The sequence below is a fragment of the Desulfogranum aggregans genome, assembly GCF_055398265.1.
On sequence record NZ_AP042447.1, the window covers coordinates 996,213 to 1,016,621 of the forward strand.

At 48.8% G+C, this 20,409-nt stretch carries 19 protein-coding genes; 11 read left to right on the top strand and 8 right to left on the bottom strand.

Translation table 11 applies throughout. The annotated features are described in order from the left end of the window. Nucleotides 1–62 precede the first annotated feature (62 nt). Nucleotides 63–503, bottom strand: a complete 441-nt coding sequence (locus ACZ52Z_RS04625; RefSeq protein WP_464269579.1) for a response regulator — start codon at nucleotides 501–503, stop codon at nucleotides 63–65. A gap of 29 nt (nucleotides 504–532) precedes the next feature. Next, nucleotides 533–1,744 carry a response regulator gene (locus tag ACZ52Z_RS04630; protein WP_464269580.1) on the bottom strand — a complete coding sequence of 404 codons (1,212 nt, stop codon included), beginning with the start codon at nucleotides 1,742–1,744 and terminating at the stop codon, nucleotides 533–535. A 409-nt stretch (nucleotides 1,745–2,153) separates the two neighbouring features. Here ACZ52Z_RS04630 and ACZ52Z_RS04635 point away from each other — a divergent pair, with 409 nt between their 5' ends. Genes ACZ52Z_RS04635 through ACZ52Z_RS04650 form a run of 4 tightly spaced genes read left to right on the top strand, consistent with a single transcriptional unit; the run spans nucleotide 2,154 to nucleotide 6,080 of the window. After that, the gene (locus ACZ52Z_RS04635; protein ID WP_464269581.1) at nucleotides 2,154–3,581 is read left to right on the top strand and encodes a sigma-54 interaction domain-containing protein; all 1,428 of its coding nucleotides are present in this window, start codon (nucleotides 2,154–2,156) and stop codon (nucleotides 3,579–3,581) included. Between the two features lie 9 nt (nucleotides 3,582–3,590). Beyond that, nucleotides 3,591–3,947: a hypothetical protein gene (locus ACZ52Z_RS04640; RefSeq protein ID WP_464269582.1), complete on the top strand. Its 357-nt coding sequence runs from the start codon at nucleotides 3,591–3,593 to the stop codon at nucleotides 3,945–3,947. Continuing rightward, a complete protein-coding gene (locus ACZ52Z_RS04645; RefSeq protein WP_464269583.1) occupies nucleotides 3,944–5,662 on the top strand; it encodes a sensor histidine kinase in 1,719 nt (572 codons plus the stop codon). Before ACZ52Z_RS04640 ends, ACZ52Z_RS04645 begins: the two co-directional genes overlap by 4 nt. After that, nucleotides 5,652–6,080, top strand: coding sequence for a response regulator (locus ACZ52Z_RS04650; RefSeq protein ID WP_464269584.1), 429 nt, complete (start codon nucleotides 5,652–5,654; stop codon nucleotides 6,078–6,080). The genes ACZ52Z_RS04645 and ACZ52Z_RS04650 overlap by 11 nt, the downstream gene beginning before the upstream one ends. A 163-nt stretch (nucleotides 6,081–6,243) precedes the next feature. Here ACZ52Z_RS04650 and ACZ52Z_RS04655 read toward each other — a convergent pair whose 3' ends face one another. Continuing rightward, nucleotides 6,244–7,173: a YceI family protein gene (locus ACZ52Z_RS04655; RefSeq protein WP_464269585.1), complete on the bottom strand. Its 930-nt coding sequence runs from the start codon at nucleotides 7,171–7,173 to the stop codon at nucleotides 6,244–6,246. Between the two features lie 627 nt (nucleotides 7,174–7,800). On the opposite strand from ACZ52Z_RS04655, the gene ACZ52Z_RS04660 reads away from it, so the two are divergent. The 5 genes from ACZ52Z_RS04660 to ACZ52Z_RS04680 all read left to right on the top strand — a co-directional run bounded on the left by ACZ52Z_RS04660 (nucleotide 7,801) and on the right by ACZ52Z_RS04680 (nucleotide 12,121). Continuing rightward, entirely contained in the window at nucleotides 7,801–9,090 is a 1,290-nt protein-coding gene (locus ACZ52Z_RS04660) for a porin (protein WP_464269586.1), read from the top strand. A 14-nt stretch (nucleotides 9,091–9,104) separates the two neighbouring features. Continuing rightward, nucleotides 9,105–9,320 (top strand): hypothetical protein, encoded by a 216-nt coding sequence (locus ACZ52Z_RS04665; protein ID WP_464269587.1) that lies wholly within the window; start codon nucleotides 9,105–9,107, stop codon nucleotides 9,318–9,320. Between the two features lie 558 nt (nucleotides 9,321–9,878). Then, nucleotides 9,879–10,964: a permease gene (locus tag ACZ52Z_RS04670; RefSeq protein WP_464269588.1), complete on the top strand. Its 1,086-nt coding sequence runs from the start codon at nucleotides 9,879–9,881 to the stop codon at nucleotides 10,962–10,964. After that, the gene (locus ACZ52Z_RS04675; RefSeq protein WP_464269589.1) at nucleotides 10,964–11,665 is read left to right on the top strand and encodes a TIGR03943 family putative permease subunit; all 702 of its coding nucleotides are present in this window, start codon (nucleotides 10,964–10,966) and stop codon (nucleotides 11,663–11,665) included. The genes ACZ52Z_RS04670 and ACZ52Z_RS04675 overlap by 1 nt, the downstream gene beginning before the upstream one ends. Nucleotides 11,666–11,761: 96 nt before the next feature. After that, on the top strand, nucleotides 11,762–12,121 hold the full coding sequence (locus tag ACZ52Z_RS04680) for a DUF488 domain-containing protein (protein ID WP_464269590.1): 360 nt from the start codon (nucleotides 11,762–11,764) through the stop codon (nucleotides 12,119–12,121). A gap of 1,004 nt (nucleotides 12,122–13,125) precedes the next feature. On the opposite strand, the gene ACZ52Z_RS04685 is transcribed toward ACZ52Z_RS04680, so the two are convergent. Together ACZ52Z_RS04685 and ACZ52Z_RS04690 are read right to left on the bottom strand one after the other, a co-directional pair. Then, the gene (locus ACZ52Z_RS04685) at nucleotides 13,126–14,136 is read right to left on the bottom strand and encodes an alpha/beta fold hydrolase (RefSeq protein WP_464269591.1); all 1,011 of its coding nucleotides are present in this window, start codon (nucleotides 14,134–14,136) and stop codon (nucleotides 13,126–13,128) included. A gap of 211 nt (nucleotides 14,137–14,347) precedes the next feature. Further along, a complete protein-coding gene (locus ACZ52Z_RS04690) occupies nucleotides 14,348–14,779 on the bottom strand; it encodes a DsrE family protein (protein WP_464269592.1) in 432 nt (143 codons plus the stop codon). Nucleotides 14,780–15,168: 389 nt separating this feature from the next. On the opposite strand from ACZ52Z_RS04690, the gene ACZ52Z_RS04695 reads away from it, so the two are divergent. Next, nucleotides 15,169–16,089 (top strand): YitT family protein, encoded by a 921-nt coding sequence (locus ACZ52Z_RS04695; RefSeq protein WP_464269593.1) that lies wholly within the window; start codon nucleotides 15,169–15,171, stop codon nucleotides 16,087–16,089. A 281-nt stretch (nucleotides 16,090–16,370) separates the two neighbouring features. Here ACZ52Z_RS04695 and ACZ52Z_RS04700 read toward each other — a convergent pair whose 3' ends face one another. Next, nucleotides 16,371–16,691 (bottom strand): hypothetical protein, encoded by a 321-nt coding sequence (locus ACZ52Z_RS04700; protein WP_464269594.1) that lies wholly within the window; start codon nucleotides 16,689–16,691, stop codon nucleotides 16,371–16,373. 456 nt (nucleotides 16,692–17,147) lie between these two features. Between ACZ52Z_RS04700 and ACZ52Z_RS04705 the strand changes: the two genes are divergently transcribed. Next, nucleotides 17,148–17,660: a DsrE family protein gene (locus tag ACZ52Z_RS04705; protein ID WP_464269595.1), complete on the top strand. Its 513-nt coding sequence runs from the start codon at nucleotides 17,148–17,150 to the stop codon at nucleotides 17,658–17,660. A 112-nt stretch (nucleotides 17,661–17,772) separates the two neighbouring features. Here ACZ52Z_RS04705 and ACZ52Z_RS04710 read toward each other — a convergent pair whose 3' ends face one another. Both ACZ52Z_RS04710 and ACZ52Z_RS04715 read right to left on the bottom strand, forming a co-directional pair. After that, nucleotides 17,773–18,999 (bottom strand): diguanylate cyclase, encoded by a 1,227-nt coding sequence (locus ACZ52Z_RS04710; protein ID WP_464269596.1) that lies wholly within the window; start codon nucleotides 18,997–18,999, stop codon nucleotides 17,773–17,775. A gap of 336 nt (nucleotides 19,000–19,335) precedes the next feature. Next, on the bottom strand, nucleotides 19,336–20,409 hold the full coding sequence (locus ACZ52Z_RS04715) for a KamA family radical SAM protein (RefSeq protein ID WP_464269597.1): 1,074 nt from the start codon (nucleotides 20,407–20,409) through the stop codon (nucleotides 19,336–19,338).

Below are 20,409 nucleotides of genomic sequence, written 5' to 3' on the forward strand. Positions count from 1 at the left end.
CTTTTACCGGCTTGATCGACGCCTGATTATTCAGGGACTTTTTTGCCTATAACTGCCTGGCACTACCAGGCCTTAGCTTTGAGGATTTCTTCTATCTCCTCCATGGTCTGCCGCTGTAGAATCAAGACATGTTTATCTCTGGCCTCATGGATTTTCTGTAAAAGCTCACCCATCTCCACCGGTTTTTCCAGATAGTCCTCTGCCCCGAGTTTCATGGCTTCCACACTGGATTTTACAGAACCATGCCCCGTGAGCATGATAATCTCTGCATCAGGGTGGTTTGCACGTATCCGGCGCAAGGTTTCCAGTCCATCCATACCAGGCATGGACAGGTCGAGGATGATGGCGTCAAACTGCTCGTTATCGGTCAACCGTATGGCTTCAGGCCCCTGGGTTGCAGACTTGACGGTCAGCCCGCGTAAGCTCAGCCGCTCAGAAAGGCTCTTGACAAAATCTTCTTCGTCATCAACAAGTAACACTTTTGCTTTTAATTCATTTTCCATGGTTTCTCCCTGCTGGTACCTGTCTGCTGTTAAGCAACTTTAAGTTGCGCTTTTTCATTTGCAGCTTTGATGGTTGCTGAAAGCTCCTCAATATCTACGGGCTTGTTCATGTAGGCATATGCCCCAAGGTCCATGCAGTCCTGCATATCCTGGCTTGTGCCGTGACCGGTAAGAACAATAACCTCAACATCGGGTGCTATCTCCTTGGTCCGACGCAACACCTCCACCCCATGCAGGCCCGGCATCTTCAGGTCAAGAACCATAACATCAGGCTTATCCTGCACCACCAACTCGAGGGCATCCTCACCGTTATACACGCCATAGGTTCCCACATCCCGACTGATCAACCGTTCGGAAACGGTGCGTACAAACTCTTTCTCATCGTCAACAAACAGTACCTTGGAGGGCAGCTCAAACCGTTGGCGGCGATAAATGGATTCGCTGTATTCAGGGTTTTTTTTCACCTCGACCTCCTTAACCCCTGAAACCTTTTTGGCAATGGTGCTCAACTCGCGCGATAATCTGGTAAAACTGAGCACATTGTCTTGAGCAACAAGGGTAAGTTTCCCCTCTGCGGCGTATACTTTTAACTTATGCCCATTATTGAGCAGTTGTCGTTCAACCCTGTTTTCAAGCCGCATGTCAGCCACTGCCTGTTTCGAACTGGTGGTGTGCAGCACTGCGGTCTTTCTAAATGCCTCTGTAATTTCAGCAGCAATCTGCTCCCCCTGTCTGTTAGCAACAGGAATAACCAGGTCATAAAGATCCTTATCGTAAGCCTCTTTTTGAAAGAGAAAGTCAGCACAGTTGTAGGCACAAACATCTGCAGCGTGCACTGCTTTTTTGGCCTCACGTTGAGACATTCCCAGTCCAATACCTGCATTTATGCGATTCTTTTTGCTCTCAGCGACCAATACCTTGAGCACGTGGGTGACTCGATCTGGAATAAGCAGGGTATGTACCCCTTGAAAAAGCCATTTTTCAGGCTCTGTAAGCCTGTCTGCTAACACTGAGCGAAACATGTTAAAGGCGCCTTCACGCTCTAAGGTAAACGGATTAAATACAGATGCGCGCCCATAGAGCATTCTCTTTAGTTTTTCAACATCAACACCATATTTTATGGAGGTGTCTGTCAACATATTTTCGTCCAGATATGGCTTAAGCCTCAAACGATCAACAAGTATACCTGCTACTTGCTCATAAGGAACAAACAGGCATGGAAACAGTGCAATAGACGACATGATTAATCTCCTTAAATTGAGGGAAAAACGTCTACAAAACAACTTGCTTCATCACACACATTTTATGCTGCAGTCACCATGCCCAAATGCACAATATATTATTTTCTTATTGTTATTAATCTGTTACACCTTATCCAGTCTGCCTTTCCGTTTCCGGAAGTGTAACGTATTATTTTGTAACACCATGCGGTTTTGCGCCATTTCGTATCGTTTTGTATTGCATTTTTAGCCTGCACGTACCTGACGGTATATCTCCTCAAGGGCTCCCTATTGCTACGATGATCGAAGATTCAACAAGTTGCCCGCTTCCACAAAAACACGGGGATCTCCTCTACGCCTGGCACGGTTCATGCTTGATTAATAGCATGCCCCCTTACCAACGCTCTTTTCACAACCTGGGAAAACTACCATGAGCAAACCTTTTGAACCTACAGTCGCAACCATGCTTGAAGGCATCCCCCACTCCTGCATGTTGCTGGATGCCTCGTATCGTTTGGTAGCCATGAACCGGCTGATGGAAGCGATGACAGGTTTTGGGATTGACCGGGTCAAAGGCCTACACGGTGAGTTGATACTTCGCAGCAACACTGGCAATCACAGAGGCCAGCTGTATCAGCAGGTCATGAAAGATGGAGAGGCCATCTCCGTCAGCGGCGATATCCTCAACTGTTATCGTCGAAAAATACCGGTGAGATACACGGTTTCCAGAGTGAGCGAGCCAGGAGAACAACGCAAAGGCTTGATGGTCATTGCTGAAAAGCAGGAACAGTGTGAGTGTATGGACAAGCACAGTGCCATGGAATATCAATCCAGTGAGCTAGTCGGTCACAGCCCCAAGATGCAAAAGGTTTTAGACATGCTCCCGCTCCTGTCCCAGACCGATGCCTCTGTGCTGCTGACAGGAGAAACCGGCACTGGCAAGGATAAGATAGCCGAGGTCATCCACCAGAAATCTGCCCGCAGCCGGTTGCCTTTTATCAAGGTTAACTGCGGTGCTCTTCCCGCAGGACTCCTCGAATCAGAACTTTTTGGTCATGTTAAAGGTGCCTTTACCGGCGCCACCAGAAATAAGCCAGGCATGTTCAAACTCGCTGACCGCGGCACCCTGTTTCTGACCGAAATCGGCGATATGCCGCTGCCCCTGCAGGTGAAGCTGTTAACCTTTCTTGATGACAGGAAATTCACCCCGGTAGGCGGCGACGAGGCGGTCAGCGTCGATCTGCGAATCATAGCGGCCACACACAGGCCATTACGTCAGCAGGTCAAGCAAAATACCTTCAGGGAAGACCTGTTTTACCGTCTTAATGTATTGCACCTGCACTTACCCCCGTTGCGGGATCGAGGCAGCGACATCCCCTACCTGCTTGATCATTTCCTGAAAAAAATTACCACACGGCTCAACAAAGATATCGTCGGTTTTTCTCCAGCGGCAACCCAAACCCTTCTCGCCTACTCCTTTCCAGGCAATATTAGGGAACTCAGCAATATTGTTGAGTATGCGGTCAATATCTGTCGCAAAAAAAAGATCACCATCCGGCAGTTGCCCCCCTATATCGTAGAAGCAGAGAAAATAGCCACTGCAGCTGTTCCTGAAAAAGACACAGCACCCAAACAGGCACCAGCCCCAGATATAGGAGGACAAAGCGATACCACGGCAAAGCCTTCTGCTGCCCAACCCGGCGTGACAGCGCCAGTAAGTTGGGCAAATATTGAGCGGGATTTGATTATCGAAGAACTCAAAAATAACGGTGGCAACAAAACAAAAACTGCACTGAGTCTGGGATGGGGAAGGATGAAATTATGGCGAAAAATGAAACAGTACCAATTGATTTCCTAGGAACTCCTTATGCGCAAATTATTGATGCCTATTCAAGGCGATTTTATCGCGCCCAGGTTTGACCTGGCCACTGAAGTGCTTATCGCACGCTTTGCCAATGGCAAGGTAAGCGGGAAGCCAAAATCAATTATCATGGAGCGCCCTTCAGACGAAGGGCTATGCCAGATGGCAGTGGAGGAGCACATCACGGACCTGGTTTGCAGCGGCATAGAGGAACTCCATTATAACTTTCTCGTCTGGAAACAGATTACGGTGGTTGACGGGGTCATTGGCGACTGGAAAACCGCAATGGACAAGGTCCTTCATGGTTCACTCAGGCAGGGCGATATTCTCATTAACCAGGAAACAGAGGGCCTGTCACTATGAAAGCCGTAGCGTTACAGCTGCCCAGGATGTTGCCCAAGTCCTTGAGTACCTCTCTGGACTTGGGACTCACCAATCGGAGCTACAAACAACTCCGTCTTATCCTCTTTACCATTATGCTGCTCATTTCCATGGGGCCGGTTCTGCTGGTTGGGATACTCAGTTACCGCAATTATGACCGGTTGATAAAAAATGAGGAGCATGCCCAACTGGAATGGCAGCTGGAGGGCGCCATCAAATCCATTGAACAGATGGTAGACAGCCTCAAATCAGTCGTTTTGTTTGCTGCCCGGCGAGACAGGTACACCGAATTGACAAACAGCAACAACCTCGAACAGCTCTTTGTCCGTCTCAAGCGCCAGTACCCCTATTTTGCAGACCTTGGGGTGATTGATCAGGAAGGAGTGCAGCAGGCGTATTTTGGCCCATACAACCTCGAGGGGGCGGATTATCGCGATACAGAGTGGTTCAAGGTCGTTTTTGACAGCGGCGTATACATCAGCAAAGTCTACACTGGGTACAGGCAGGTGCCACATTTCGCGATTGCTGTCAGCAACCTGGACCCGAAAACCAAAAAACTGTGGATACTCAGAGCAACCATTGACGCCAACCCGCTACAGCAGTTTGTCAACAGCACCTCAACCAGCGGTGTTGACGATCTTTTCCTGATTGACCAAGAGGGGATTTTACAGACCTCATCCAGCCTTTTTGGAGCACCGCTTTCTCTGTTTAATACCCAGTGGCAAAATAATCACCAATCCGTGCTGACGTGGAATAACGAGGAATATTTGCATACCATTAACCGTATCAGCAACACCCCCTGGTCGCTGGTGATGATGCGCAAGCATTACATGCATCAGGCAGACTGGCAGGCATTTCGTCGCCACCTCTCCTTGATTATGTTCACGTGCGCGGTGATAGCGGTAGTTGTTGTATACAGCCTGGTCACCCTCCTTTCTGCTCTGATTAAAAAAGCTGACGAGGTCCAACTGGCCATGCTCAAGGATGCCGAACACACAGACAAACTGGCCTCTGTGGGCAGGCTTGCTGCTGGTGTTGGCCACGAGATAAACAACCCCCTGGCTATCATTAACCAAAAAACAGGGCTGATAGAAGACCTGTTGTCCATGGCTGAACAGTTTGAACACAAAGACACCATTGAACAGTGTTTACAGGTTGTTAACCAGAGCGTTGAGCGTTGCAGGGCCATTACTCACCGGTTACTCGGGTTTGCCAGACGGACGGAGGTCTGCTCGGAAAAAGTTGACATCAATGATACCATCAAGGAAGTGCTCCAATTTTTGGAAAACTGTATGACCTACAGCAGAATCAAACTCGAGCTTAAACTCGGAGATCATCTGCCAGCTATAACCAGCGACAGGCTGCAGTTACAGCAGATCCTGCTCAACATCATTAACAACGCCATAGATGCCATAGGAAAGGATGGAGAGATATCCATTGTCACCTACCTGGTTGCTGGAGATATCCGGGTTGTTATCCAGGATAACGGGCCAGGAATTGACGAGAAGGCCCTTCCCCATATTTTCGAACCTTTTTACACCACCAAGGAAACAGGCAAAGGCACTGGCCTCGGCCTCTCAATAACCTATGGTTTGATTAAAAAACTTGGGGGGGACATTACGGTCCGATCCAAAATAAACGCTGGAACAGCCTTTACCCTTACCCTACCCCTGGAGAACAAGGACAATGACCAATAGTTCCATCCCCCCGATCAAAGTACTTATCGCCGATGACGAAGTGGAGTTTGCCTCCACCCTCGTCACCCGGCTTCAGCTGAGAAAATTTGACGCAACCATGGCCACCTCTGGTCAGGCCGCGCTGGATAGTGTTGCACAAGAGCACCCGGATGTGCTTGTGCTGGACCTGAAAATGCCTGACCTGGACGGTTTGGAAGTGTTAGCGCAGCTCCAGGAGCTTGAGCCAAACACCAAAGTGATCATCCTTACCGGGCATGGGTCTTTTGAGGTCGGGCTTGAAGGCATGAAGCTGGGAGCGTTTGACTATCTCATGAAGCCGATCAACCTCAACCTGCTCATAGATAAAATTGAGCAGGCTTTTGCAAGCAGCAGCTCCTCTGCTCTGCCAGCCACGAAAAAAGACCATGCAAAACAATGACTCGAACCAGTCGCGTTGCTTTGATGGTCTTTCCAGTGTGACCGCAGCGGTCACCCATGGTATGAAAAATTCTCTGTCTGTAATCAAAGAGACAGGTAGGCTTTTGGGTGAGATGGCTGGGTGGTTAGGTGAGTACACCATACCCGTTGGGGAGGCCCACAATTCATCGACCAGCAGTAATACGGAGCTGTATGCTTATCAAATCAAAAACCTTGTGCATCCCGAGATGCTCGAAAAAACGTGCAGAGCCATAAATGACCTTCCATCTGGTTCTATCAATATCAAAATGAGCTTCCACCTGTAAGACATCATCAGCCAGATTCACTGTCATATCAAAATCAAGCGTAGCGCTAATTCCCCGTAACGTTAGTTCTCCCCGCACATGAAAGTTTGGAGACGTCTGCCACTGAGGATCTAAGGGAATCACCTCGTTGAGGGTAAGAACAGCCTTGGGAAACATAGAGGTGAAGAAAAAATCATCTGATTTCAGATGCGCCTCCAGTACCGGCTGTAATGCATCTCCTTCCAGGTTGATATTGTGGATTGAGCTCATATCGACTTCAATCATGCCGCTGACAATCCCATCCTTAACGCGCAGTTCACCTTGTGATACCCCCACAGTGCCAAAATGACTGGTGGTGGGATTACGCCCCTCCCATTGTATACTACTCAGCTCATTATCGACGATAAACGTACCATCAGTGAGTGACAAAGTGGTTTGCGCATTAGCTTCCTGATCAATGCTATTACCGTCACAGGCATACCCGGCTTCTCGCCAAGCCTCAATGCCTCCTTCAAGGGCATAGACTTCCTGGTACCCAGCCCTTTGCATTTTATCAACCGCCATTTTGGCATCATAACTCCTGCTGCTTGAACCATACACCACGACTCGTGCCTGTTTATCTGGGAGAATTCTGGTTAAATCTTCCACAAAAGATACATAAAAGACACACGCATTGAGAGCTCCTGGAATATGAACCAATGCAAAATGTTCCGGAGGCAGAACATCGAGTAAAAACGCATCGGAGCGCTCTTTATCCATGGCGTGCAGATAGGATATGGGCACTGTCTTGATTATATTTTCATTTGTCATATCAAGTTCCTTTTTTTGCAGACATTCATAACAGCAAACTGCAACAGAGTCAGAGTGGCAACACGCATAGGCGCAGCACCTGCGCCTGTACTCCCCATCCTGAGGCGACATGGTGTTGTGCAGCAAATAGAGTGGTGTTGCAAGCATCCTCGATGACAATTACATTATACCCTTCATCAAAGAGATCAAGGTTTGATCAGACCACACATACCTCTGTCCAGGGATTTGGGACCTGTCCTGGTGAAAATAGAGGTAGTCTGGCTTCTTCCTCTTTTTCTGATCCTCCTTGCCCTTACGCCCTAAATCACGTGCCGCACCATATGCGGACAACGGTTCTCCAACACCTGTCTTTTCGTCATGCCACCAGAATCTACCACAGAGAAACCTTTTGAATGATTACTGTTCATCTGTTATCGAAGGAGGCGGGCGTAAACAGGATACCTGCATTTTTCGCGGCATTGTCGAGGAGGCCATGAAGGGGAAAGTTGCGCTGTCCGCGACAAACGAAATGGCCTGGTGCGGGCAATTGGTTTGCGTCACATAACCGACCTGTAACGTTCTTTTAATATACAGGGGATATATAATGAGCTGTTTGCTGTTGGAATATCGTAACAAAAGGAGAAAAGAGTGAAAAAAACATATCGACATGTAGTTGTGGTGGCTTTAACCGCTGGTTTGACTCTAACCGCCGGTTTCCCTCAGCCTGACGCGCTTGGTCAGGATTTGGAAAAACTGGTGCAAAACCAACAACAACAGCTGGATGCGCAGGCAGCTGAAATACAGCTGCTCAAGGAGCAGCTATCCCTGCTGCTGGGGAAAACAGCGCAAAACACCGAAGCGATCGCCACCAAGGCTGACAAAAAGGATGTGGAAGAGGTGGAAACCGCTAAAATGGTGGTATCAAAGAACTCAGCCGTTGATGTCACCCTCTATGGACAGCTTGACAGGGCCGGACTATGGGCCGACAATGGTGATGCCAGTAAGGTATATTTTGTTGACAACGCGAATTCAACCACACGGTTGGGGGTGACCGCCAATGCACCGGCCACCGAAGACCTGAGCATTGGCGGTAAAATTGAGTATGAAATTGTTTCCAATGCTTCGACTGCCGTTAATCAGCTCGAAGAAAGTACAGGTGCGGACATCAATGTCCGCCATACAGACGCATGGTTTGCAAGTAAACGATTTGGTACGCTGTATATAGGACGAGGTGATACAGCCACCAATGGAACCGCTGAGGTTGATCTGTCCGGTACATCGGTGATCACCTATTCGGCAATTGATGATTTCGCCGGTGGCCAGCTATGGTATGACAGCAGCACCAATGCACTCAGCGAATTGACGGTCGGTGATGTGATCGATAATATGGACGGCTTAAGCCGGCGCAATCGTTTCCGATACGACACGCCATCCTTTGCCGGGTTTGCCCTTTCCGGATCAGCCATCGAATCGGGGGCATTTGACCTTGCAGCCCGTTATGAACGAAAATTCGACGGAATAAAGCTTGCTGCAGCTGTAGGGTATGCAACCCCTGGCGACTTGAAAAGCTGGGATAAACAGTACAGTGGTTCTTTTTCCGTTCTCCATGATTCCGGACTCAACCTCACTGTTGCCGGCGGTAATCAAGACTTGAAAGAAGATAATCGTGATGACCCGACTTTCTGGTACGCCAAACTGGGGTACAGGGCAGATCTTTTTCCTGTGGGCCCATCTGCCTTTTCCGTGGACTATGGGCTCTTTAACGATTTTCAACAGAACAATGATGAAAATCAGTCTTTTTCCCTTGCCTATGTACAGAGCCTGAAGGAGTGGGGAACGGAACTGTATCTCGCCTATCGCCTCTACACCCTGGATAGGGATGATACGGATTTTGATGATGTGAATGCGGTCATGGCCGGGGCCCGACTTAAATTTTAAGGGTGGAAAAAGACATGGTCAGCATACGATATATCCTGCTGTTGGCTTGTTCAGTCGTTATCCTGGGTGGATGCGCGGGCGAGGAGTATACCTACGTGTCTGAGCGGGAGCTTAAGCCCGGTCCTGGTGTGTTTTCCGGTAAAGATGGAGGATTCACCCTGTATCGAGGCAAAGAAAGATCGGAGAATGAACAGGATAATGACCAGTTGAAGGATACAGTTGAGCAGTGACAGCACCTGGGCAGCAGTCCCTTTGCACCAATGTGCGGCGACCTGTTCTCCACCGTCTGTTTCCTATCCTAACACCATATTGTAACAGGTAAAAAATCTTTTGAATGATTGCGGGTTATCTGCTAACCATGAGAGGGCATGACCAAGGGCAATAGAACTGCATGCCCGGGAAACCGGTGGATCAGCGATCCTGATCGATCCGCTGACCAGGGAATATACGAAAGGATGTGTTTCACGCTCTCGCTCCCGTGGGTGTTTGCACGTGACTGGTATTCAGCTAAAAAACGAAGGAGGTCAAAATGGCTAATTGTTGTGACATGAAAGAAGGCGATGTGTTTGTCTGTGAGAAATGCGGACTGGAACTCAGTGTAAAAAAACCCTGCACATGTGACTCCAGCGCACCGGATAAGTGTACTGTTCCGCTGCAGTGCTGCGGTCAGGAAATGACAAAAAAATAAGTACGCCGTGCACTGCAAGGGCAAAGGCTGCAATAGTCGGACCTTTGCCCTTACTCGCAGGGAAAAGATGAACACTCTCCCTACAGTTGGATGAATAGCAATGCCTAAACGTGGTGCTCCGCCACCATTACCCACCTATGTACACCCAACTGAGGAGTCGGAGAGTGAGATTTTTTCCAATTCCCTTGGGCTTACCATAGGGATTCTCTTTTTAGTTTTTTGCTTTTTTTTCTTTCTTGCCGGAAATTCCCAGAATCAAAATCTTGCCGCCTTTCTCGGTGTTTTTTCTATTAACTTTACTTCGATAGTCCTTGAAGCTGTGCCTTTTATGCTCATTGGCACCCTTGTGGGCGGAGCTATTGAAATATTTGTGCCCATAGCGCTTACTGACCGTTTCCTTGGAAAAGGAAAGACTTACGGTGTCTTCCTGGCAGGTGGCCTGGGGTTGCTGTTTCCAACCTGTGAATGCGCCATAGTTCCCATCGTTCGGCGACTTATTCTCAAAGGAATTTCCATTCCAGCTGCTGTTTGCTTCATGCTCAGCGGTCCGATTGTGAATGTAATCGTTGCCTGGTCTACCGCCGTGGCATACACCTATAATTGGAAAATGGTTTTCCTGAGAATGGGCTGTGGTTATCTGGTGGCGGTCCTCATCGGGTTGTTGCTTACCCGTTTTTCCACCCCTGAAAAAATGATTCTGGAGAATCTTGCTGCGCAATCCTCTCGGCAATGCGGCTGCAGCAGTGATGCATTCCACCAAAGTGGGATATGGTCCAAATTGCTCCATGCCATAGGCCATGCTCGAGACGATTTTCTTCAGGTCGGAAAATACCTTGTTATTGGCGCCTTTATCGCTGCCTTTATACGAACATCTACTCCGGTTACAGATTTTGCAAACTTGTCGACGTCCCCAGGAATCCTGATCTTTCTGATGATGGTCATGGCCGTGGTCATGAATCTATGCAGTGAAGCCGATGCCTTTATTGCTGCAAGTTTCCGATGGCTTATACCGGGCAGTGCTCAACTGAGTTTTTTGGTATTGGGACCGATGCTGGATCTTAAACTCATGATGATGTACCTCAGCGTCTTTCGGAAACGAACTATTGTATTGTTATCTGTCTTAACCTTTGGTGTTGTTTACCTCCTGATGCTGCTGATAGATGCCTATCTGCCGCCATTTATCTGATGCTATTAAGAGCACTGAACATAGTACTGCTGGGTACATGGACAGCCTTTCTTGGATGGTTGCTCACTTACGGCAGAGCAGACCTGACCCGTTTACTTCACCCGCGATTATGGTGGGTTCTCGGGGTTGCTGTAGTCGTCCTGCTGGTATTTGTTGTCTCTCTCGTCCTCCCCGGTGGACAAACAGAGAAAAAACGATCTCTGGCGCTTGAGCTTCCCGGTGCCCTCATTTTGCTTACTCCGCTCATCTATTTTCTCATCGCCAAGGATGCAAGACTTGACGGCACTGCGCTGCACAACAGGATCATTCAAAATGACAGTGGTATCTTCCTTAATAACCTTCCTGCTTTTGAACTCTTTGATGATGCTTCCTCACCTGCCATGGCCTTTTCAAGAATCCTTCGAGATCCTGAAAAATATGCAGGTGAGGATGTCGAACTTATATGCCAAAGTTTTGTGAGTGAGGAACTTCCGCAAAATACCGCTATGTGTTACCGCTACATGATTACCTGTTGTGCCGCGGACGCCCTTCCTGCATTTATTTTCCTTCAACATCCACAGGAATTGACAATTGAAAATGATCGATGGATAAAGGTGAATGGACAGCTCTCCATTATCAGCAACAACAATATGGTTTTTCCCTCGGTTGAAGTGAGCGGATTTGAGTATGTTGAAGAGCCGGCCTTCCCATGGGCCATGTAGACAATTTCGAATACCTCCTTTTTTCACTGGTGCCCTGCAGGGGCAAACATTACGCCACGATACGTAGGCGAATGATCATTGAACCGTAAGCAACCTATGATCCGGATTAAGAGAGTGTACGAAAAACCAGATAAGGCTGATGGGCGCCGCATTCTTGTTGACCGATTGTGGGCGCGCGGGCTTTCCAAGGAGAAGGCAAAGGTAGACGTCTGGGCAAAAGAGATCGCTCCTTCCACAGCGTTGCGGCGCTGGTATGGACATGACCCGAACAAGTGGACCGAGTTCAAAAGCCGTTATGCTGAAGAATTACAAGCACGAACCGACCTCGTTGAGGCATTGTTGCAGGAGGTTCGAGGGAGCATGGTGACCTTGCTCTATAGTGCAAAAGAAGAGCAACGGAACAATGCGGTGGCGCTGAAGGAGTATTTGGAATCCATCATGCATGATAAGGCCTAATAACGCTCCCTTGAGCAGAAATGGTCTCCGCTTGGTTGTTCATGCACAGGGGACGTTGAGTATGAGCGCAACCCTATACGGCGAGAACAAAGGAAAAAATGCCTCTTTGAGCAAAGCAAACAGTATGATGGTTTGGAGTACCTGCGAGCTCGAGTTTCACTGCTTTTTCTGTCCTGGCTGCAGCGCTGAGGCGGTTTTTCTTGTGTGAGGCCCGGTAGAACAAGTGAAAAAAAATAGCGGTAATAGCTTTGTCCCTCTGTGCATAATCCTCTCTGCGCTTTTTCCGCAAATAACCTGGGGAAACCATGCAAACCAGAATGGATGCTACAGTGAAGCTGTTGCGTGGATTAATGCAATAGACGCTGAAGAGGACAAACTGTTGACAAGGTATGCAAAAAACATATGCACCTCCTCTTTGGAATGGATCCATACCTTCGGGCATGAGGGACCGAGCCGAGAGAGGGTGTGTAATGACCTTGTTTTGCTACGAACACATAAGGAATGTATCTATTTTCGAGACTATGTCACTTACACAGCGTACGAACCTTGCAAAGCATGGTCGCGAGAGATGTACAAACGATGTATCAGTGGAGAGGATACATGGTTTACCCATTGAAGGCAGGAGCGGAGGAGAATTTCCCGGTCACTCCTTTTTTGCAATTTTGACCTCGCAGGCCAAACTTCGCCCCCCTCTTCCTGTCCACATTGGGTCGGTCCCCTTTTACCTGCTGCGTACTGGTGTACTGTAATGCTGCTTAATCGTCACCAGCGAGGTCTGGCTATCGCTCTTTACGTGCCAGGCAGAGAAAATCAACCGTGCCTGGTGCACTGAGCAATCTGCCATGTTCAAGCGGTTCTCCCCCAGACCAACAAAGGCGGAACGCGGCGTCATAACCCGGAGCGATACCTCCGGAAAAGAAACAAAAGATGACAGGCAGGACGCACAATCATGACCATGCCGATTGACGACGCCTTTATTGCGCCAACGCTCTGTATCGTTGGTTCTATGGCAGCGCTTGAGTGAAAACCGCACTAAATTGGCCAAAGTCCTCTATGTGCGGCAGGTGCCCCAACCCCTCAAGTTCATAGAGAGAAATGGAGCTATTGCGTTTCTGGATGCGCTGCCCCAGCATGTCGTAGCGGCCAAGCTCATAGTCAACACCTGCTTTCATCCAGTTGCGGCCGGGGCCGGTTCGATCACGGGTGCCAAGGATAAGCACGGTTTGCACCTTGAGGTCTTTAAACTCCTCTACCACCGGCTGGGTAAAAATCATATCGTAGGTTAAAGCGTTTACAAAGGCCAGGGTATTCCAATCCGGCCCGTTTATCTGCCCTACAAGCGGCATGGTCAAAGCATCGTAGCGTGCATTCCATTCTCCGTCGTAATAGTTTTTTCGCTGATAGTCTTTGATCTTTTCCGATGTCCTTTTCAACTCATTGGCGTAGAAAAATCCCACATCCCTGTACTCCACGAATTGCAGGTAGTTTTCAAGACCAATGGGATTTACAAGAATCAGCTTTTCGGCAGCTTCAGGATAATCCAGGGCAAAGCGTGTGGCCAGCATCCCACCCATTGAATGGCCAACGATAACAGCCTGCTTGATGCGTAAGGATGCCATCAACATCCGGGTGTTATGGGCAAGGGCTGAAAAGGAATACTGATAATCGAGAGGTTTGGAGGATTTCCCAAATCCAATCTGATCAGGCATAAGGACGCTGTACCCCTTTTGCATTAACAGCCGGGCAGTATCCTCCCAATACGCGCCATTGAAATTTTTCCCGTGAAAAAGGACGGCCACCTTGCCGGTATTCTTTCCCGGTAGATGCATATACACCATCTCAAGCGGCTTGTTCTGCGATTGAAACCGAAAAACATTTGCTTTAAAGGGGTACGAATAACCGGTTAGGCGCGCATCATAGACTGGCTCTTCAGGAGCAGGCGTTTGGCTTTGCGCACAGCCACTGGATGCGCAGCACAACGAAAATATGGCCATTATGGCATAAAAATATTTCATTTTCCCTTTCCCGTTCTTTCACGGACAATGGGGAAGCGTTGGCCTACCCATTACCCCTGAACTATCTTTTCCATACGGGTCGCACGGTCTGTTTGCCCGGCACCTAACCATGGAGCGCAAAAGGCAGAGTGACGATCTGCCTCAACATCGGTGCCCTGCCAGAACAACCAACTCCTTCACCTACCATTTTCCCGGTTCAAACCACCCGGTATCAATAACTGAGTATCTTGGTATCCTTTTGCAGCAGCTTCTCGGCAACCAGCGGCGGTTTGGCAACCGATACCCCGTTTATCAGGTCTGTCGCTGTTTTTTCATTGTTCGGCAAATATGGTGGACATATCTCCACACTGACCCCACTGTTGACCAGGTTTTTCAGCAACATCTGCGGAGACTTGTTGTTGGGCTTCAACAGAACCTCCGAAGAGTCTTTGATAGCCAGTGAACCTGCCTTGCCACATAGAAGAACATCCACGCTAGCGCCTTGCTTCATTGTCTGGGTAGCCAACACCATGGACATCAACTGGGTAACCGGATCATCGGTTGTTACAATAACAAACAGTTTTTTCGCACTCTCGGAACCAGAGGCCAAGGCAGGCAAAGCGAGCAAACAAGTAAAAATCAACACCCTGAAATAATTATACATTTTTTACCTCACTGGAATAGGTTCGCTGAATGTTTTAGCTTAATTGCTACTAATTTCAGTACGATACCCTACGTTGTCAAGTTGAAATACACAGTCGACAACCTGGGAGAAGATGTAATACACGACATGCTCTGCAGCTCATGGCGGGAAACCAAAAAATGGACCGGATTAGATGGGGCATCACGCGGACAGCTCGTCCTAAATAGAATTTGACCTTTACCTGCATAGCTGGTCTATTGGCGGCTCGCAGGAGGTTGTGCATGCGGCCGCTTTCAAGCGTTATGCATGTCATGCATAAAGGGATGGAGCGATGATGACCAAGGTGCCTGTTTTTTAACCATGGAAAGATACCTGTTGCATCGCTGAATGTCAGACTGGGCAAGGACACGATGAGGATTTCCCGTTCGATTACAAAAAGATTGACGCTCACCACATGGGAGCGGCTGATGCGGGTGGGCACCCAGCAGCTGATGATCAGCCTTGGGGCGGTGCTTTCCGCGCTTGCGCTGGTTATTTTTCAGTTGCCGTATAATATTGCAGCGGGTGGGGTCTCGGGAATTGCGATTATTGTCAATCACGTTGTTGACCTGCCAGTCGGTCTTTTCATCCTGCTCTGCAATGTTCCCCTGTTCATTCTTGGTTTTTTCCAGCTGGGCAGATGGCGATTCATCTGGTCAAGCCTGCTGGCCACCCTCCTCTTTTCCCTGGCTGTGGAATATTTCGCTGCCGTCATGCCGGCCTGGAACTCCCAATTCCCGTTGACCGACAATTCTCTGCTCGCCTCTCTCTATGCCGGGGTACTTTTTGGCGTCGGATCAGGACTCATCTATCGCTTCGGCGGCACCATTGGGGGTACATCCATACCGGCGCGAATCATCCAGGTAAAAACCGGTTTTCCCATGAGTCAGTCGTTTCTCTTTACTGACCTGGGGATCATCCTGGTTTCTGGTTTTGTGTTCTCCATGGAGACAGCAATGCTGGCGCTGATCACCCTCTTTTTGACCGGTGTTTTCTCTGATTACATTCTCGAGGGGACAGCGCAGACAAGAACGGTGACGATTGTCAGCAATAATGGTGATCGGATCCGTCAGGCCATTGTCCACGAGTTGCACCGGGGGGTAAGCTACTGGGAGGTGGTCGGCGGCTACTCACAAGAACACCGGACCATGCTCTTTTTCACCGTACTGCGCTCACGGGTCTATGACGTCAAGTTTATCGTCTCGCGTATCGACCCGGATGCATTCATGGTCGTTGGCGTCTCTCAGCAGACCTGGGGCGGTTTCAATGCCCGACGGCTTGGGAGTTCATGAGCACGGCGGTCGAATTAGCCTGCAGCAACGACGCTGAATTTTTCCTATACAACGGTTAGATGCAGTGAAAACGTCAGGTAAAGCTGAAAGGTGTCAACCTGACGTTGCTCCTGCTTATCGCTGCTCTCCAATACGCAGAGCCCAGGTTAAGACAGCAAAATCCCCGCTCATCACCCCTTACCAGAGGCAAGGTGAATCCCCCTCTCCCAGAATGGACAACTCCTGCTTCAGGGATCTTACTCCTTCAACCCACCGATAACGCGGTTGAGTTGGGTCGATCTTTAGAGCTCCTGGGCATTTTTTCCAACGCCCTGACTGCTGTCCGAAATTTTCTGTGAAATACTTGAAACAATGGAAATGTTCTCAGTGATCCCGGCAGCAACAGTGGAACTCTGGGACACGTTTTCATTTACCTTCTGAGTACCCTGGCTGGCTCGCGCTATGTTCTCGGCAATTTCACGAGTTGTGGTAGTTTGCTTTTCTACTGCGGTGGCAATGGTACCGACGGCTTCATTTACTACAATAATGACTTGAGTGATACCGCTGATCCCGTTTCCGGTTTTCTCTGAAGTGGTCTGCACCCGATCTGCGAAAAACTTCATTGATGATATATTCGGGCGAGAGCCGCTACCATAGACGTGTCAGGACGATAGGCAGTCGAAGAAAAATGGGCGCGCTTTTCTCAACTTTTCAGGAATGATCCCTCAATGGTGACCTACCCAAAACATCATGCATTTATCCGTTCACCCAGCCCCTCTTCGTTAGGATAGTTTCGACCATCTTGCCAAAGAAACACATGAGGCTTATTTTTTCTTTATACCTCCTGTGGAATCCCCAACTCCTTTTCCAGGTTTTGCTCAATCATTTGACCTCTCCTGAGTACACAATCCGTTGGAGATAGCGCTGACAATCCTGTATTAAGCGGCAACAGGATGGCATTTTTCAAAAAAATGACCGAGACAATATATGGGTCACTTGCATTGGCAAAAATTGGCGGCAGGTATAACGTAAAAATTCCTCGGGTTTTGTCTTGGCCATGAAACAAGAGGAGAACGACCATGAGTACTGCAGGCAAACACATTTTTTTTCGCACTCTTCCGTCTCTGTTTTTTTTGATCCTTTTTTTTCTTGCAGGCACACCTGCCTTGTCCCAGGAGTATGAAGCCTTAGATAGCCTCAAAGGGCTCAATACGGTTTTTGACTACACCCATGCTTCCCCGGAGGAAGCCCTGGTGATATTCCCTGCTATCCGCGAAGTTTATCAGTCGGAGAGTGTAACATCTCTGCCCAATCCCCCTTCTGCTGTTATCGTTTTTCATGACGCAGCGGTTAAGTTTTTAACCACGGAACAGATAGGGAGTGAGCAAGAAAAGGCTACACAGAGCAAGATTAGCGAGGCTATTCGCCAATTTAAAAGAGATGGTGTCAAAATGAAGGTTTGTATGTACGCCGTCAAACTCTATGGCGTAAATCCGGACACCATCATGCCGGAGATCGAGAAGGTCAGCAATGGTTGGATTACTGCTTCAGGATACCAAGCACAAGGGTATTCCCTGATTGCGATCCCATAAAGAATATCATCTAAGTAATCCAGGTGGAGGGAACCGTGCATGAGGGAGCACATCTCCCCCCCCTGCATTCCTGCCTGATCGGCACATTCTGACAGCGCGTTCCTAAGCAGAATCAACACACCTCCTGCTCAGCAATACACAGTCGATTCCTGCCGTTCCTTTTGGCTCGATACAAGGCGGTGTCTGCCTCTTTCAACAGCGCTTCACTTGATTGGCTCTGTTCCATACGGCACGCCACACCAATGCTCACGGTCAGCGCAAGCACCGTGGAATCATCCACATAAACCGGAGCACGAGGTATCGCATCAAGCATACGTCGGGCTAAGGAGACCGCATCATCCTGAGAGGTGTGCGGAGCGAGGACAAGGAATTCTTCTCCTCCGATTCGGCCAACCATATCTGACTCCCGCAGTGTCGCCCGAAGTGTATCAGAAACGACTTGCAGAGCGCGATCTCCGACACTGTGTCCATAGGTATCGTTGACCTGCTTAAAGTGATCGATATCGAGCAGCAGAATGGATAATGGTTGCTCATAGCGGTCGGCAACCTTCAGGCAATAGTCCATCCGCTCCTCAATTGCACCTCGGTTATACAATCGGGTGAGATGATCACGAGTTGCTGTGTAATCAATCTTGTTCAATAGTTTTACCGCAACCCGGTCAGACAGCAGTATTGCCAGGAGACCGGAACACCAAATCATGAAATAGGTTACTCTGACCCGTTCGGTCAAAGTTTGAAATTCCAAATCAGCACTGGTCCTGTCGACAGAGATACTCAAACCACCCACAACCTTTTCCCTATCACCACGTCCAAAGGTATGGCAGCGGATACATTTTGGCTGGCTTTTAATGGGGTACATCATGCGAAACAGCGTCTTCTCCCCATCATTGACTTTCTCCTGGAACAATTTTCCGCCCTTTTGCAAGCTATCGAGACTCTTTTTTTCCCAAGAGTCCGGTTTTCCAGATGAGTTCACCGGGGCATAAGCCACCAACCTGATCCTGTCCTCCGATGTCCCTTCAAATTCGCTGAACAGTTTCCGCAGTACAGTAGGCGAATTAAGTAAAGTCAGCTTACGTCCTTGAGGGGTCAGCACGTCCCGATCTGGAACATCGGCCAGTTGCGGATTCGAGCGAATATCCCCTCCCTCCTCAACATAGATCCCGCCATGTCCACCGATCCAGCGACGCAGTACCTGGGTCTGATTGGCCAGTTCCTTGGCCCTAAAGGCGATAAGGTTTTCATGGTGGGCAGTCTGCTCCTTTATGGACCACACATACAAACCGGCCAGGATCGCTGACCACAGCAAAAACGCAGCGCCAAGCGATAAATGGAGCATTAACAGCTTATTCGGAGGAGAGATGAACTTCACAGGAAAAAGACAGAGAGGGGAAATAAAGAGGCCAGACATCAACCTCAGGTAGCTGTTATAACATCTTAGCCGCCGAGATATTGTTTTTCAAGCCCGGAGCAAATAAAGAGGTAATCGGGGCAGGAAAGAAGGTACCCACCGCAGCAGTACCTCCTGATGGAGAGCCCATAACCGAAAACCTGGGTAAGCTTTTGTCGAGGTCTTTTCCTGTTCATGGGGAATCCCGGGTTGCGTTGAGCGTTAATCAGGGTGTTCGCCTTTTTACACAGAAAGAAGTAACGCTGCCAACCCGGGGTATGGCATTTATTCCGGCATATTGGGCCATGTTGTTCTGACCCCTTTATAGTTTTCCAGGGTGTACTCTTTTTCATTTTTCCCTTTGATGTAGTAATCGGGCATCAAGGGTATTTTACCGATACTCGTGGCCACCACATACATGGGCTGCGCAAGGCCCGTGGTATGCCCCCGGATAGCATCGCGGATGAGTTCCGCACCTTTTTCCACGGTGGTTCTGAAATGATCGATACCTGGCGCCGGTTCGCAGTAAAATACATAATAGGGGCGAATTCGTACCTGGAGTAATTTCTGATGCAGTTCCCTGAATGTCTCAACATCGTCATTTATCCCTTTGAGCAGTACGGCCTGGTTGCCCACATTGACGCCGCAACAAAGCAAATCAAACACAGCTTTAGCTGTCTTTTCTGTAATTTCCTTTGGATGATTGCACTGGGTGTTAATCCAGATTGGGATTTTGTGGTACGGGCTCAATATTTTTTTTAAACCCGGTGTGATTCTGTGGGGCAAAACTATAGGGGTTCGCGTTCCAAATCGAATCATTTGGAGATGGGGAATTTCCCGTAATTTTTGAATAATGTATTCAATTTTTTGATCTGAAAGAATAAACGGGTCGCCGCCGGTCACCAAGACATCCCGAATCTCGTTATGCTCCCTGATCCATTCTAAGCCTTCATCCACATCCATACGAAGCTGAAGCTCCCTGTCGACAACGACCTCTTTTCTGAAACAGTGGCGGCAGTAATTGACACAGACATCTGTTACTGTAAAGGCCACCCTGTCGTGATATTGACGGGCGATGCTGTCAGGTCGAATTTCGTCTGTATCCCTATTCTCCTTCCATACCAGATAATTTTCTACGCCGAATTCATTGACAGTCTCCTCCATGGAGGGAAGAACCTGTCTGCGAATAGGGCAATTGGGGTCGTCCCGATCCATCAGGGAGGCAAAATAGGGGGATGTCCCCCACTTGGTGTTCAACGTTTCAATCGCCCGCCGTTCATCAGGGGTGAGAGTGATGAACTCTGACAGTCTTTCCAGTGTGTTGACGCTGTTTTGCAGTTGTTCAATCCATTCTTCCAT

Bases quoted from the DNA above. Each gene is read 5' to 3' on its own strand.
- ACZ52Z_RS04640 (WP_464269582.1), top strand. From the start codon at position 3,591: ATGCGCAAATTATTGATGCCTATTCAAGGCGATTTTATCGCGCCCAGG.
- ACZ52Z_RS04705 (WP_464269595.1), top strand. From the start codon at position 17,148: ATGAGTACTGCAGGCAAACACATTTTTTTTCGCACTCTTCCGTCTCTG.
- ACZ52Z_RS04715 (WP_464269597.1), bottom strand. From the start codon at position 20,409: ATGGAAGAATGGATTGAACAACTGCAAAACAGCGTCAACACACTGGAA.
- ACZ52Z_RS04650 (WP_464269584.1), top strand. From the start codon at position 5,652: ATGACCAATAGTTCCATCCCCCCGATCAAAGTACTTATCGCCGATGAC.
- ACZ52Z_RS04710 (WP_464269596.1), bottom strand. From the start codon at position 18,999: ATGCTCCATTTATCGCTTGGCGCTGCGTTTTTGCTGTGGTCAGCGATC.
- ACZ52Z_RS04695 (WP_464269593.1), top strand. From the start codon at position 15,169: ATGAGGATTTCCCGTTCGATTACAAAAAGATTGACGCTCACCACATGG.
- ACZ52Z_RS04665 (WP_464269587.1), top strand. From the start codon at position 9,105: ATGGTCAGCATACGATATATCCTGCTGTTGGCTTGTTCAGTCGTTATC.
- ACZ52Z_RS04655 (WP_464269585.1), bottom strand. From the start codon at position 7,173: ATGACAAATGAAAATATAATCAAGACAGTGCCCATATCCTATCTGCAC.
- ACZ52Z_RS04625 (WP_464269579.1), bottom strand. From the start codon at position 503: ATGGAAAATGAATTAAAAGCAAAAGTGTTACTTGTTGATGACGAAGAA.
- ACZ52Z_RS04680 (WP_464269590.1), top strand. From the start codon at position 11,762: ATGATCCGGATTAAGAGAGTGTACGAAAAACCAGATAAGGCTGATGGG.
- ACZ52Z_RS04700 (WP_464269594.1), bottom strand. From the start codon at position 16,691: ATGAAGTTTTTCGCAGATCGGGTGCAGACCACTTCAGAGAAAACCGGA.
- ACZ52Z_RS04630 (WP_464269580.1), bottom strand. From the start codon at position 1,744: ATGTCGTCTATTGCACTGTTTCCATGCCTGTTTGTTCCTTATGAGCAA.
- ACZ52Z_RS04690 (WP_464269592.1), bottom strand. From the start codon at position 14,779: ATGTATAATTATTTCAGGGTGTTGATTTTTACTTGTTTGCTCGCTTTG.
- ACZ52Z_RS04635 (WP_464269581.1), top strand. From the start codon at position 2,154: ATGAGCAAACCTTTTGAACCTACAGTCGCAACCATGCTTGAAGGCATC.
- ACZ52Z_RS04670 (WP_464269588.1), top strand. From the start codon at position 9,879: ATGCCTAAACGTGGTGCTCCGCCACCATTACCCACCTATGTACACCCA.
- ACZ52Z_RS04685 (WP_464269591.1), bottom strand. From the start codon at position 14,136: ATGAAATATTTTTATGCCATAATGGCCATATTTTCGTTGTGCTGCGCA.
- ACZ52Z_RS04675 (WP_464269589.1), top strand. From the start codon at position 10,964: ATGCTATTAAGAGCACTGAACATAGTACTGCTGGGTACATGGACAGCC.
- ACZ52Z_RS04645 (WP_464269583.1), top strand. From the start codon at position 3,944: ATGAAAGCCGTAGCGTTACAGCTGCCCAGGATGTTGCCCAAGTCCTTG.